9 protein-coding genes are annotated in these 14,541 nt (G+C 31.4%); 6 read left to right on the top strand and 3 right to left on the bottom strand.

Translation table 11 applies throughout. From position 1 onward, the window contains the following. The first annotated feature begins 156 nt into the window (after positions 1-156). Positions 157-702 carry a T9SS type A sorting domain-containing protein gene (locus tag HN894_16560; protein MBT7144936.1) on the top strand — a complete coding sequence of 182 codons (546 nt, stop codon included), beginning with the start codon at positions 157-159 and terminating at the stop codon, positions 700-702. Between the two features lie 194 nt (positions 703-896). On the opposite strand, the gene HN894_16555 is transcribed toward HN894_16560, so the two are convergent. Continuing rightward, positions 897-2,111, bottom strand: a complete 1,215-nt coding sequence (locus HN894_16555) for an aminopeptidase (protein ID MBT7144935.1) — start codon at positions 2,109-2,111, stop codon at positions 897-899. 193 nt (positions 2,112-2,304) lie between these two features. Here HN894_16555 and HN894_16550 point away from each other — a divergent pair, with 193 nt between their 5' ends. After that, complete coding sequence (locus tag HN894_16550; protein ID MBT7144934.1) at positions 2,305-5,076, top strand: DUF3352 domain-containing protein; 2,772 nt, start codon at positions 2,305-2,307, stop codon at positions 5,074-5,076. Between the two features lie 126 nt (positions 5,077-5,202). Here the strand turns inward: HN894_16550 and xdhA are convergent, their stop codons facing one another. Next, positions 5,203-6,648 (bottom strand): xanthine dehydrogenase small subunit, encoded by a 1,446-nt coding sequence (gene xdhA, locus HN894_16545; GenBank protein MBT7144933.1) that lies wholly within the window; start codon positions 6,646-6,648, stop codon positions 5,203-5,205. Positions 6,649-6,689: 41 nt separating this feature from the next. Then, on the bottom strand, positions 6,690-7,454 hold the full coding sequence (locus HN894_16540) for an XdhC family protein (GenBank protein MBT7144932.1): 765 nt from the start codon (positions 7,452-7,454) through the stop codon (positions 6,690-6,692). Positions 7,455-7,754: 300 nt separating this feature from the next. Between HN894_16540 and HN894_16535 the strand changes: the two genes are divergently transcribed. The 4 genes from HN894_16535 to HN894_16520 all read left to right on the top strand — a co-directional run bounded on the left by HN894_16535 (position 7,755) and on the right by HN894_16520 (position 14,116). Beyond that, complete coding sequence (locus HN894_16535; GenBank protein ID MBT7144931.1) at positions 7,755-8,372, top strand: YigZ family protein; 618 nt, start codon at positions 7,755-7,757, stop codon at positions 8,370-8,372. Between the two features lie 84 nt (positions 8,373-8,456). After that, positions 8,457-9,689 carry a cysteine desulfurase-like protein gene (locus HN894_16530; GenBank protein ID MBT7144930.1) on the top strand — a complete coding sequence of 411 codons (1,233 nt, stop codon included), beginning with the start codon at positions 8,457-8,459 and terminating at the stop codon, positions 9,687-9,689. Positions 9,690-9,910: 221 nt separating this feature from the next. Continuing rightward, on the top strand, positions 9,911-11,362 hold the full coding sequence (locus tag HN894_16525) for a transcriptional regulator (GenBank protein MBT7144929.1): 1,452 nt from the start codon (positions 9,911-9,913) through the stop codon (positions 11,360-11,362). A gap of 426 nt (positions 11,363-11,788) precedes the next feature. Beyond that, positions 11,789-14,116 carry a glycoside hydrolase family 92 protein gene (locus HN894_16520; protein ID MBT7144928.1) on the top strand — a complete coding sequence of 776 codons (2,328 nt, stop codon included), beginning with the start codon at positions 11,789-11,791 and terminating at the stop codon, positions 14,114-14,116. The last annotated feature ends 425 nt before the right edge of the window (positions 14,117-14,541 follow it).

Here is a 14,541-nt window from a genome sequence, read left to right as displayed (position 1 = left end):
TAGAATCATTCAAAATAAAATTCGGTAAAATTTAAAATTGAATAAAAAAATTAACTAAAACTCATCAATGTTAATATATTTGAGCATGAAAATTGTAGAAACGTTTATGAAAAAAAAGTTTATGAATTAATCAGGTTAGAAGAAGATTATAATTTTATGTTTAATGATACTTGTTCAGGTATAGATTATGACCTTAGATGGCAAGATTGGTTTAGTAATGGGAATATTGCTATCTCTGGTTTTAATATTGATAACTATATTAACCTGTTAGAAATTTCTGATGTGTCGATAAATGCCGACACATATATATATGATTTTGGCGATGGAAATACATCTATTGAACCAAACCCAACTCATACATATGCTGCTGATGGCGAATATTTTATTCAGCAAACAATCTCCAATGAATGTTTTACTAGCGTGTTTACTGATACTGTTTTCTTTACTAATACTTCAATTGAAGGAAATGAAAAATTAAACACAAAAATATATCCAAATCCTGTAACTAATAAGCTAGTAATAGATAACCCCAACAATGAAGAAATTCTTATAAAGATAAAGAATATAAACGGAAAAATTATTAATCAGGTCAATACTAATATAACTGAAACTCTGAATTTTAGTGATTATAAAAAAGGAACATATTTTATTAGTATAAAAAACGATGGTTCAGAAATTACAAAAAAGATAATCAAGATATAAATATTGATTAAGTATTAAAAGTTTGAAAGCTAATGAAGCAAAACACTTCTTAACTTTCAAAGTTTTTTTGCAATTTTTTATTATCCTTAACATTGTCTCAATGATTTTCAAATAATTTCTCAAGCAACCAAGAATAAAATATTAGATTTTCAATTAGCAAATACAAAAAAATATTTTGATTAAAAACAATTTGCTTACAAACCCAATCGTTTTTTAGTTTTCTTTGGAAGAGCATCTTTATGGATCATAAAATTCATAGTTTTATATTTGATGAAATTTTCGGAAGCATAAAAATATCCATCATATTTATGTTCAATTTTATTCCATGAATTTTTAATATAATAGAATTTTTTACCGCCTTGATTATTTGCAATTCCAACAATATGAACTCCATGATCGTCGGTAGTTTTGTAATTATCGAAAGCAATTTGTCGTAATTCCGGGCTTATATCTTTTTCTTTAGCCTCGCTTCCAAAAACCAACGACTCTATTTCTTTCTTCGAGAGTTTCGACCATTTAGCTTTCTCTAAACCATCGAGATCACTTTTCTCTTTTTCGGGAACTACAGCCAAGCCTTTTTTCCACGAGAAACCTTCCTCACTAACATCTCCACCCCAGGCAATCGAATAACCTTGCATAATTGCATTATCCATCACCTCTACCATTTCTTTTAATGGAACATTGTAAACCTTGCCATATGCCCAATTATCAGGAATTTCTATAATAAATGATTCGTAAAATGGGTGGTGCAAATAAGATGAAATTTCTACATAATCTTCTATATTGATATTTAATTCCTCGGCAAACGAAAGCGGAGTATATTCTTTTCCATTATATTCAAATTTTTCCGGCAATTCGCCAAGATAGGCACTCAAAATTCCTTCGAAACCTTTGAGCCAAACTTTCGATAGTTTTCTGTTTTTATTTTTAATAACACCATCGAGATAATTTTTCAGAACAATATCCATTTCACCATGAACTGGCCCAACTTCGCCCATTTTATTGCCATCGAAAACCGTTTCAGGAACAATTCCATATTTGTCTATTACATTGATTGCATCGTGAAATGCACCACCACCACCAAAATTTAAATTTCCATGCATGCGAACATATTTTATGGCTTTTTCGACGTAAGTCTGCCGAACAACAAACATTTCCGAAAGGTCGAATTCGCCTTTCCCTGTTCTCAACAATTCCGATTCTATGAACGAAAGTGAAGAATAGCTCCAACAAGTTCCGGAACGATATTGGTCTTTCACAGTTGTGGCAGGCAATTGTTTTTTCATTGTAAAAACATGTTCACTAACTTCCTTTTTGTTGTCTTCTTTGTCTTGAGCAACAGTTTTTCCAACAATACCAAAAAAAGTAAAAATGAACATAATCTTGATTAAAGTATTTTTTTTAAGCATAATTACATAGATATTCGTTAATAATTTAATAAAACTTCATTTAATAATTCTCAAAAAGACCAGTCCTAAAATACAGCTAAAACGTCATTTAGCTTTAGAAAAAGTCTAATAAATTTCGCTGGACAAATTTAAAATAATAAATATTCTTCTCAAATAAAATTATAATTTTGGCTTTTGTTAAAAGTGGTTTTTTATGCAGAAAATTATAGTAAGATCAATATTTATTCTATCAATTTTAGTCTTAATAATTGTTGGAATTGTGAAAATTGGAAAAAAATCTACTGTTGTTGAAATGAACAGTTTTAATGCAATTCCTGCCGGTGCATCCTTTTTTTTTGAGATTAAAGATATTTCAGCGTTTTTAGACATAATTTATGACGACAATCTTATTTGGAAGGAGTTGTCAGAATTTATCGAACTAAAAGAGTTTACGAATAATGTTTCATTTATTGATTCAATTCTTGAAACGAATGACAAATTGCAAAGTTTTTTTGGCAAAAATCATACAATAATTTCTGCTCATAAAATGCCAAATAATACCACAAATTTTCTTTTTATCAACTTACAAAAAGAAAGTTGCGAACCCGATGATTTTAATAAAGCAGTTTTAGAAATATTTTCAAAAAAAGGTACAATTCGCCAAAGTGAATATAATGATGTTGATATTTACGAATTTTCTGATAGCTTAAATTCTAAATCGAGATTTTCGATAGCTTTCACACATTCGCAAATTATACTTAGCAGCTCATTATCGTTGATTAAAAGCTCAATAAGGCAAATTAAATCTGATAGTCATTTTTCCAACGATTTTAGTTTCAACAAAATATACAAAACCGCTGGGAAAAATTCTAACATAAATTTTTACATCAATCTCAAGGATACACACAAAGTATTTTCGACTTTTTTGAATAAAAAAACATCAAATTTTATGATGAATATTTCGAAGCACGATGTGTGGGCAGAGCTTGATATTAGCCTAAAGCAAGACGAAATACTACTAAATGGTTTCGCATACGCAAACGACTCAGGACCAAATTTACTTAACGTAATTGGCCATCAGGAACCAGAAAAAAACAATATTCAGGAAATTTTCCCTTCTTCGAGCTCGGCATTTTTTATTCTTTCCATCAGCGATATTTCGCAATATTTAAAAGATTATAAAACTTATTTGTCGCGGACAAGCTGTCTCGAAGATTATAAAAAAGGAATTTCTAATATTGAAAATCAATATTTTACAGAAATTGAAGAATCCTTCATTCACTTTTTCGATAACGAAATTGCAATTGTGAATACCGATATTTCTTCAGACATAACTCAAAACAATTTAGTAATTGTTGAAACAAAAAGCCAAAGTCTTGCAAAAGAAACTATGTTAAATTTTTTGGAGCAAGCATCGGAAAAAGTCCAAACAAACTTGCCCGAACCTATAATTTACAATATTGATGAAGACACAAAATATCCAATTTATCAATTTCCGATAGACAATCTTTTTGAAAAATTTCTTGGAGGAATGTTTTCAAATTCAAAAACAAACTATTTTTCCTTCATTGACAATTACCTTGTTTTTGCTGCATCGCAAAAATCGTTGAAAAATTTCGTTCACGACAATGTGCTTGAAAAAAAGCTTATTAATGACAAAAATTATATCTCGTTTGCAAACAATTTAAACCAAAAATCGAACATATATTTTTACTCAAACATTGCTCGTTCTCCACAATTTTATGAGAATTTTGCAAACAAAGACTTAACAAAACAAATTGAAGCAAGCACTCCAAATTTGCAAAAATTTCAAGCCATTGCTATTCAGTTAAGTAGCAATAGTGAAAATCTTATCTATAACGATATTTTTTTGAGATACAAGCCAGTTTATAAAGAAGGCCCAAAAACTATCTGGGAAAGAAAGCTCGACACTTGCTTCAGCTTTAAGCCAAAATTGGTAGAAAATCTCAGAACGAAAAAGCGAGAGGTTTTTATTCAGGACAAATCAAATAAAATCTACTTAATCAATAATTCAGGCGTAGTTGTTTGGGAAAAGCAAATTGAAGAACAGATAGTTAGCGATATTTTTCAAATTGATTTTTATAAAAACAACAAACTTCAATTGTTGTTTAGCACAAAAAATAAGCTCCATTTAATCGACAGAAACGGGAATTATCTTGAGCGTTATCCTATAAAAATGAACATGCCGGCAACAAACGGTATTACAGTTTTCGATTACGAAAAAAACCGCGATTACCGAATTTTTGTAGCCAATGAAGACAAAAAACTACTCGCATACTCGAAAGAGGGGAATATTATAGAAGGATGGAAATTTAACAAATCTGAACATTTTGTACTTAATCAGATTCAACACTTCCGTGTGAAAACAAAAGATTATATTGTTTTCTCCGATAAATATAAAACCTACATACTCGACAGACGAGGAAACACCAGAGTGAAACTCGAAAACAATTTTGCAAAATCTGCCAACAATCAATTTATTCTCGAAAGTAAAAGTTCAAAAAACAAAGCCCGGCTTGTTTCCACAGACAATGAGGGAGCTGTTCATTATATATATTTCGATGGGAAAAGCGAAAAACTCGAAACAGAAAAATTATCAAAAAATCATTATTTTGATTTTAGAGATGTAAATTCTGATGGCTATCGTGATTTTATTTTTGTTGACAAAAATATGCTTTACGTAAAAAAACAAAATGGCAGTACGATTTTCTCCTTCGAGTTCGATGAAAATATAAACGAAAAACCAACATATTATTCATTCTCAAATACTGAAAAGAAAATTGGTATAGTTTCCGAGAACAACTCGCAAATTTATTTATTCGATGGAGATGGAAGTCTTCACGAAGGATTCCCATTGAGAGGGAACACTTTGTTTAGCATTGCTTCTATGGACCACTCCAATAAATTTAATCTGTTTGTGGGCAGCGACGATTGTTTGCTGTATAATTATAAAGTAAAAAAATAAGGAGACTTTTAAAAATACCAAATTTCAAGACGTAAGATATTTCAAAACCGCAGTTTACTATTGTAAATGAGGATTTTGAAATTTTGAAGCAACGAAGAAATTTGCATTTTTAGAAGTCCCCATAACTTAGTCCTGAGTATCTACCCAAAACTTAAGCAGTAAATTTTCTGCAATAGTCAATCGCCCTTCAATGCTTGCCCGTGCATCGGAAATTGGAGAAAAATCTTGCCTGATGAATTTTTGAGCTTGTTCAACATTTTGCCGATCCCACACTTTCCCAATAAGGAAATTTTCTGTTTTTGTGGCTCTTTTCGGAACCGCAGCCATTGCTCCAAAATATAAAACTATTTTTTCAACTTTATCATTCTCATTTAGTTCTATACTAAAAGCTCCACTGACGGTAGAAATATCGACCGATTTTCTTTTAGAAATTTTGTATGAACGGATTATTTGATTTTTCTTTGGAAACCTGACAAATATTTTAGTAATTATTTCATTATCTTCAATTTGCGTTTTTTTATAATCTGATATAAAATCGCTGAGTTTAATTATGCGTTCGCTTTTTAAGCTTTTCAAATATACGTCTGTATCATAAATCATTAGCACCGGCAAACTATCGCCAATCGGTGATGCAGAAGCTATATTCCCTCCAAGACTTGCCAGGTTCCGAATTTGATTCGAACCAAAAACTTTCAGAATTTCTGCCAATACAGGAAGTGCTTTTTCTGAACATTTAAGAATATCATTTATGCTCGCACTTGAACCAATAAAAATTCCGGATTTATTGGCTTCAATGTTTTTCAATTCTGCAATATTTGACAGGTCAAGAATTTCCGAGATTTTTTCAGGACTATTCTTAATAAAAATTGAAGTGTCAGTATTTCCCGAAATCAGTTTTGCATTCGGAAATTTTTCTTTTTGTATCAATGTATCTTTCAAATTTGTTACTTGAAAATATTTGATATTTTTCAATATAATATAAATATTGGTGGGTTTGATTTGCTTTAGTTTTTTGATAATCAGGTTTTCTTTTTCGGAAAAATGGTCTTTTAAGTTTCTGTTGCACGATTTTTCAACAGCCTCTATTATAGACGAATAACCTGTGCAGCGGCATAAATTCCCACTCAAATATTCTATAATTTCCTGGATAGAATTCTTTTTCGGATTTTTGAATAAAGCAAAAGCCGACATTACAAATCCGGGAGTGCAAAAGCCGCATTGGCTTGCATTTGCCTCAATCATGGCTTGCTGAATAGGATGCAGATTTTCGGGTGTGCCAATATTCTCGATTGTAATTAGTTGTTTTCCATTAAGCATTGGCAGAAACATCAGACAGGAATTACAAGCTGTATATTCCAATTTGTTTTCAGAATTTAGCTTAGCCAAAACAATAGTACATGCTCCGCAATCGCCAATGCCGCAACCTTCTTTCACGCCTTTATGATTGTGCATAGTTCGCAAATAATTCAGAACAGTAGTTGTTGGAGAAAATTCTGATGATAATGAAAAATCTATCACTACAATTTCTCCATCTAATATAAATGATATTTTTGAATTTTTCAGCATATTCATTTTCGCTATATTTGTGTTGAAACCTGTTACAAATTTTCTAATTATTTCATTTTCCCTCTGACATCTATGAGTTTTGCCAAAATAGAAATAACAATTTCTTCTGGAGTTTGGCATTCGATTTTTAGTCCCATTGGCATATCAATTTTCTGAATTTCGTCTTCGCTCATCAAATTTTTGCTAAGGAAAAATTCTTTTGCAGTTTTCACTTTCCTTCGACTTCCAATCATTCCTATGTATGCAAATTTCTGTTTTGCACAAAAAGCAACAATATCGCGATCGTTTTCATGGCTATGGGTCATTGTGGTAATAAATGTTGTTTCATCGAAATTTAGCATTTTAAATGCCTCCGAATGATTTAGCTTGATTTTTGTAATTCCCTCAATACTAATATTATCAACAATCTCTTTCCTTTCATCAATTATAGTTACCTCAAAATCTAATTCTTTTGCTTGTCTTGCCAGCCTGCTTCCAATATGTCCGCCACCAAAAATTAAAAGTTTCGATTGATTGAAAAGCGGCTCAATATAGACCTCAACTTTTCCACCACAATTCATTTCAAAATTTTCTACAAGATTATAATTAAAATAAATTGCCTTATTACTTTCAATAACTTTCATTGCCTCGTCGATAACACCTACTTCAAGATTTCCACCACCAATACTTCCAATCACAGATTTATCGTTGAAAACAACCATTTTCGAAGCTATTTTTCTTGGGGTAGAACCACTGGTATTTACGATTATACAAAGGGCTGCTTTTTTATTTTTGCTCTTTGCCAATTCAATTATTTTGAATAAATTTTCCATATCTAATTTCTAAAATAATTGATAAAAATACTAAGTAAATTCTATATTTAGAATAACTTAATAATTTTTCAAGCTTTTGTTTACCAAAACCCTGTAAGTCTTATTGTTATTCTTCAATAAATCACTTTTTAGTATCTTAATTTCAAATTAATAATTTACGAAATCCATATTTCTACAAAAGAAATTAAACTTCTATGCTACAATTATTCATAAATTTAACAGCTTAAAAAGTATTTTTGCTCTTTTTGATTAATGTTGAAAATTAATGAATGCAGTCTTAGAATTCTGAAAAACAGATATATGGAATTACCAAAAGATACGTATCGGACTATACTTTCAAATTCGGAAGGAAATTATAAAGAAAAGGGGAGCAAGTTTTTGGCTTATGCTTTTCGTTGCGAAAGCGAAAAACAGATAAAAGAAAACTTGGAGCTACTGCGAAAAAAACATTTTGATGCCCGTCATCATGCTTATGCCTACAGGCTTGGTGCCGAAAAAAAAATATTCAGGACAAACGACGATGGCGAACCTTCAAGCACTGCCGGAAAACCTATTTTTGGACAAATACTTTCTAAGGATATTACAAATATTTTGATAGTTGTTGTTCGATATTTCGGCGGCACTAAACTTGGCGTAAGCGGTTTGATAAATGCTTATAGATCGGCGGCTGCTGATGCAATAGACAATACTCAAATAATTACAAAAACCGTAAACGATGTTTTCGAAATTAAATACGACTACATTTCTATGAACGATGTTATGAAAATAATTAAGGAAGAAAAGCCCGAAGTTCTGGAACAACAATTCGACATTTCATGCAAAATTGTTTTTAGTATCCGCCAAAGCGAAGTCGAAAAAATTGTTTCAAGGTTTAAGAAAATTAAGAAATTAGAAATTATGAAAATCAAAACAGTGTAACATTTTGATATTGGTTCGCAATAGTGAATTCCATTTTTACGAAAATTTACATAGATTTACTGATTATTAAAGATTTAATTTATTATGAAAAAAATAGATAGCAACATAATTCGAAAACATTTTCCGGCACTTTCAGGCGATTGGACATTTTTTGATAATGCCGGAGGAACACAAACTGCCCTTCAGGTAGGCGACAAAATTCAAGATTATCTTTTTTCTACAAATGTACAGTTAGGTGCTTCCTACGAAATTTCTCAAAAATCTGGCGAGAGAGTTGATTACGCCCAAAAAATATGGGCAAATGCAATAAATGCAAATAGTGAAAAGGAAATTGTTTTCGGTTCTTCCACAACTGCTTTGCTGCAAAACTTGTCGCGTTCATTGGTTCAACTATTTCTGCCTGGCGATGAAGTAATTGTAACGAATTGCGACCATGAGGCAAATATTGGACCTTGGATAAATATGCAGAAAGCTGGGATTGTTGTAAAAAGCTGGAAAATAAATCTCGAAACATTTTCGCTGGAGCTTGACGATTTGGAAAAACTTATGAGCAGCAAAACACGTTTGGTGGCATTTACTCATGCTTCCAATGTTTTGGGAACTATCAATCCTGTTGAAGAAATCACAAAATTTGTTCATGAGAAAGGAGCTTTGGTTTGTGTTGATGGTGTGGCATATACACCTCATAGACAGATTGATGTAAAAAAATGGGATGTTGATTTTTATGTTTTTAGCCTTTACAAGGTTTTTGGGCCGCACTATTCATTATTGTTTGGGAAAGAGCAACATTTGAATGAGTTACCCACGATAAATCATTTTTTCATAGGGAAGAACGAAGTGCCTTACAAACTGCAACCCGGGAATGTTAATTATGAACTAAGCTTTGGAACAACAGGAATTATTGAGTATTTTGAGACAATTTATAAACAGCATTTTGAAAACTTGAATTTGTCATTATTTTCAAAACTCGAAAAAATATTTGATTTGATTGCTACTCATGAAGAAAATCTGATTAAACCACTCATAGATTTTTTGAAGAGCAAGCCCGGCGTTAAAATAGTTGGTGAAGCAACATCTGATAGAAATATTCGAGTAGCAACAGTTTCATTTTTCTTTGAAAACAGAAAAAGTAGTGAAATTCCATTGCTTGTTGATATGCAAAAAATTGGCATTCGCTGGGGCGATTTCTACGCCAGACGTTTGATCGAAAATATGAATTTACACAAAAAAGACGGAATCATAAGAATTAGTATGGTACACTATAATACTATTGAGGAAGTTGAGAGATTGATTGACGTACTAGACAATGTGCTTTGAGAATAATTGTAAGTTTTGCATTGAGAAGTTCTTTTTTTGAAAATAACAAAAACCTAACAAATATTATAGTTTTGTATAATATTGTGAATAATAAGCTTATAAAGTAGTAGTTTTTTTAAATGTAGTTTTTATTTGACAAAAGAATATGAAATTAGTAAAAAAACAATACAAAGTGCTGAAAATATGGGTGCAATTTATTTGATGGTTATTTGATACTAAATATGAAAACACAAGAATTAAGAGAATTACTGGAAAAATTAGTAAAATTACCAAAGGAAACAGAATGGGTTGAGTTTAAGTTAAACTATCATTCAATGAATGAAATTGGAGAACGCATATCCGCATTATCAAATGGTGCTTGTCTATTTAATCAGCAGAATGCTTATTTGACATTTGGGATTGCAGATGAAAATCAAAATATTATTGGAACCTCTTTTAAACCATTCCAACTAAAAAAAGGAAATGAAGAACTAGAGCATTGGTTAATACAAAGGCTTTCTCCTAAAATTGATTTTAGAATATATGAATTTTTATATAATGACTTACCTATTGTTATTTTTGAGATTCCTGCAACTACTTACCAACCAGTAAAATTTATTAATCACTCTTACATTAGAATTGGAAGTTACACAAGAAAACTCCAAGAATTTCCCGAAAAGGAGGCTAAAATATGGAACAAACAAAGTGTAAAGGCATTTGAATTAGAAATAGCCAAGCGAAATTTAAGCCAAGACAATATTGTCGAGCTTCTCAATATTCAAGCTTATTTCGATTTAGTTGGATTACCATATCCTACAAATAGAAGTGCTGTTATAGATAAGTTTATTTCGGAAAAATTTATTACAAAAAACAATTCTAAATTTTCCATAACTAATTTAGGTGCTATACTTTTCGCGAAAAATTTAGCTCAATTTGATTCATTAAGTAGAAAAGCTGTTCGCGTCATTGTTTACAAAGGTAAAAATCGCATTTTTACTGAAAGAGAACAACCTGAAGTGAAAGGGTATGCAGTAGGTTTTGAAGGGCTTGTCAATTGGATAAACAGCCAACTTCCGGCAAATGAAGAAATAGGGAAAGTTTATAGAAGGGAAGTAAAAATGTATCCTGAAATTGCAATTCGTGAGTTAGTTGCAAATGCCTTAATACATCAAGATTTTAGCATTACAGGTTTAGAACCCATTGTTGAGATATTTTCTGATAGAATTGAAATATCAAACTCAGGAATTCCTTTAATTAAAACTAATCGCTTTATTGATGAATTTCAAACTCGTAATGAAATATTAGCTTCTTTCATGAGACGTATTAAAATATGTGAAGAAAAAGGTAGTGGGATTGATAAAGTTATCTTTAATGCAGAACTATTTCAATTACCTGCCCCTGAATTTATAGCCAAAGAAAGACAAACTATATCTATTATGTATGGATATAAAGCGCTAAATGATATGGATAAAAAGGATAAAATTAGAGCTGTTTACCAACATGCATGTTTATGTTATGTTTCAAATGAAAAAATGACAAACCAATCATTAAGAGAACGATTCAAAATTGAAGAGAAAAATGCGGCAACAGTGTCCAGAATAATTCGTGATTCTTTGCAATCAAAATCGATCAAAGAAGATGACCCTAATAGCAAATCTCGAAAATATGCAAAATATATTCCTTTTTGGGCATAAGTTTATTTGACACAATGAGATAGAAAATAAAGCAAAACAACATAACAAGCTCATATTATGCGAATTACTTATTTGATAGTTATTTGATAGAATTGATGAATTATAACAATATTCTAATAAATAAAACTCCAAGAAATTTCCAAAATCAAACAAATAGTTCCTATTTAGCTATATCCGTATTTAGATTTACTGCATGCCATTATTACATACTTGAAGAAATAACAATATTTGATTTTTTTTGATAATTAACTATAAACCCATTGAAATGACAAATGGACACTCAAACAACTATTTAAATATTGATTTAATTTTCAGATGAAAAAAATAACACAAAAGTTCAATAGGATTATTTGGACTATTTAATAAAATCCCTTCTAAAATTAGGATTATTATTTGAATCATATTTGGAATTAATTAGAAAGAAAAATGAGAAACATAACAATTATAATTTTTATCTTACTTATATTAAATTCTTGCAAAAATTCCACACAGGAAGTTGATACTAATCTAATCCCAAGAATTGATTACACACAATACGTAAACCCTTTTATTGGAACCAGCAAAATGGGGCATGTTTTTCCAGGTGCTACTGCTCCTTTTGGTATGGTGCAGCTAAGTCCGCAAACCAATTTCGTAGAAATGTTTCAAAAAGACGGAACTTACAATTCTGAAACTTACGAATATTGTGCCGGTTATCAGTATCGCGATTCAATAATTATTGGTTTTGCACACACCAATTTTAGTGGGACCGGGCATTCCGATTTAGGCGATTTTTTAGTAATGCCAACCACAGGAAATTCAATTCTTGAACCTTTAAAAACAAAAGATGGCAACAAAGGATTTTACTCAACATTTACTCATGAAACTGAAGAAGCATCTCCAGGCTTATACAAAGTAGATTTAAAAAGTTATGGAATTACAGCTCAACTTACTGCAAGCGAAAGAGTTGGTTTTCATAAATATACATTTCCAGAATCTGAAGAAGCACATATCATTTTAGATATGGTTTACAATATTTATCATCATGACAATAAAAATATTTGGACTTTCATCCGTGTAGAAAACGATTCATTGGTAACAGGCTACAGGCAAACCAAAGGATGGGCAAGAGATAAAAAAGTATTTTTTGTTATGCAATTTTCAAAAGCATTTAAATCTTATGGCCACAAAAAATACGATGATGTGAAATACGATGGCTTTTACAGACGTTTCAATCAATCGGAAAATTTTCCTGAAATGGCAGGAAAAGACATTAGAGCATATTTTAATTTTGATACTGAAAAGGACGAACAAATCAATATTAAATTTGCTCTCTCATCGGTAAGTACGGCTGGAGCTTTACAAAATTTGAAAAGCGAAATCCCACATTGGAATTTTAATAAAACATACGAAGAAACCAAAGCCAAATGGAATAAAGAACTCTCAAAAATAGATGTGATAACATTGAGCGAAAACGATAAAATAACTTTCTATACAGCAATGTACCACAGCAGCCTTTCTCCAATTTTATACGAAGATGTGGATGGACGCTACAGAGGTTTAGATCAAAACATTCATCAATCAAAAGGTTTTACGAACTATAGCATTTTCTCACTTTGGGATACTTATAGAGCATTGCATCCATTATTCAATATTATTCAGCCAAAACGTAATAACGACATGATAAAATCAATGCTTGCACATCACAATGAAAGTGTTCATAATATGTTGCCTATCTGGAGCCATTATGCCAACGAAAATTGGTGTATGATTGGCTATCATGCTACCTCAGTCATTGCCGATGCTATGGCAAAAGATGTAGGCGATTTCGACCGTAGGCGAGCATTGCAGGCTTCAATAAATACAGCAAATGTCAACTATTTCGATGGTTTGGGTGATTATATAGAATATAAATTTGTAGCCGACGACAAAAGCCATTCTTCAGTTTCTAAGACTCTGGAATACGCTTACAACGATTGGTGTATTGCTCAAATGGCAAAAATAGTTGGTGATGATTCAATAGAAGAAGAATTTTTGAAACGGGCTGAATATTACAAAAATGTATTTGATACTAAAACCGGATATATGCGGCCAAAACTTTCTGATGGTACATTCCGCAAAAATTTCGATCCAATGGATACACATGGACAAGGTTTTATTGAAGGTAATGCCTGGAACTATGGTTTGTATGTGCCACAAAATATTGATAAAATGATTAGTATGATGGGAGGAAATGAGCAATTTTCTCAGCATTTAGATTCCTTGTTTACTATGCAAATAGAAGATAAGTATATTACTAAACACGAAGATATTACACGTGATGGAATAATTGGAAACTATGTGCATGGCAACGAACCCGGACATCATATTCCATATTTATACAACTGGACAGGACATCCGCAAAAAACACAAGAACGTGTAAGAATGATAATGAGAACCATGTACGACTCAAGCGTAGAAGGACTTTGCGGAAACGACGATGCCGGACAAATGAGTGCCTGGTATGTTTTCAGCAGCTTAGGTTTTTATCCGGTAACACCAGGCTTCCCGTATTATGCTATAGGAAGTCCATTAATCAGAAAAGCCACAATACATTTAGACAATGGGAAAACTCTGATAATAAAAGCCAATAATCAGAGTGAAGAAAATGTATTTATAAAAAGCGTCTCAGTGAATGGAAAAGTTTTAGAAAATTCATTCTTATCGCATCAGGATATTATTAATGGTGGTGAAATTGTATTTGAGATGAGTAAAAAACCAAATATTAAGAAGTAAATATTCTAAGGAAACCCTGAGAAATTCCTATATTTGAAAATTCTCTAAAAATATTGATTAACATATTGAATGAAAAATTTACATATGAATCAAACACAAAATCCTGTTAGATGGATATTTAAAACGAAGGAAATTAAAGAAATGTAGGGGATTTTGTTTATTTACTAATGTTGAGCTTCATGCTGTAAAATACACCGCACGTTCAAGCACATTTGCTGCTCCGTGCCTCCCCAGCAAAAGAGCTTGCCCTTTTGCCAATGCTGGCCGACAATAATTCAAACATTTTTTATATTGTTTTTCGACATCTTGAGGTCGTACAGGCAGAGTATTGCCCAAATCTCAGATTTCGAGCAATAAACATGAAATATATTACGGTATGCTATTGAAAAACCAAAAAATGAGAGAAAATTCAATCAAAAATTATC

Source organism: Bacteroidota bacterium, assembly GCA_018692315.1.
Classification (GTDB): domain Bacteria; phylum Bacteroidota; class Bacteroidia; order Bacteroidales; family JABHKC01; genus JABHKC01.
Note: the sequence above shows the minus strand (reverse complement) of the source record. Positions and strands in the feature narration are given on the sequence as shown.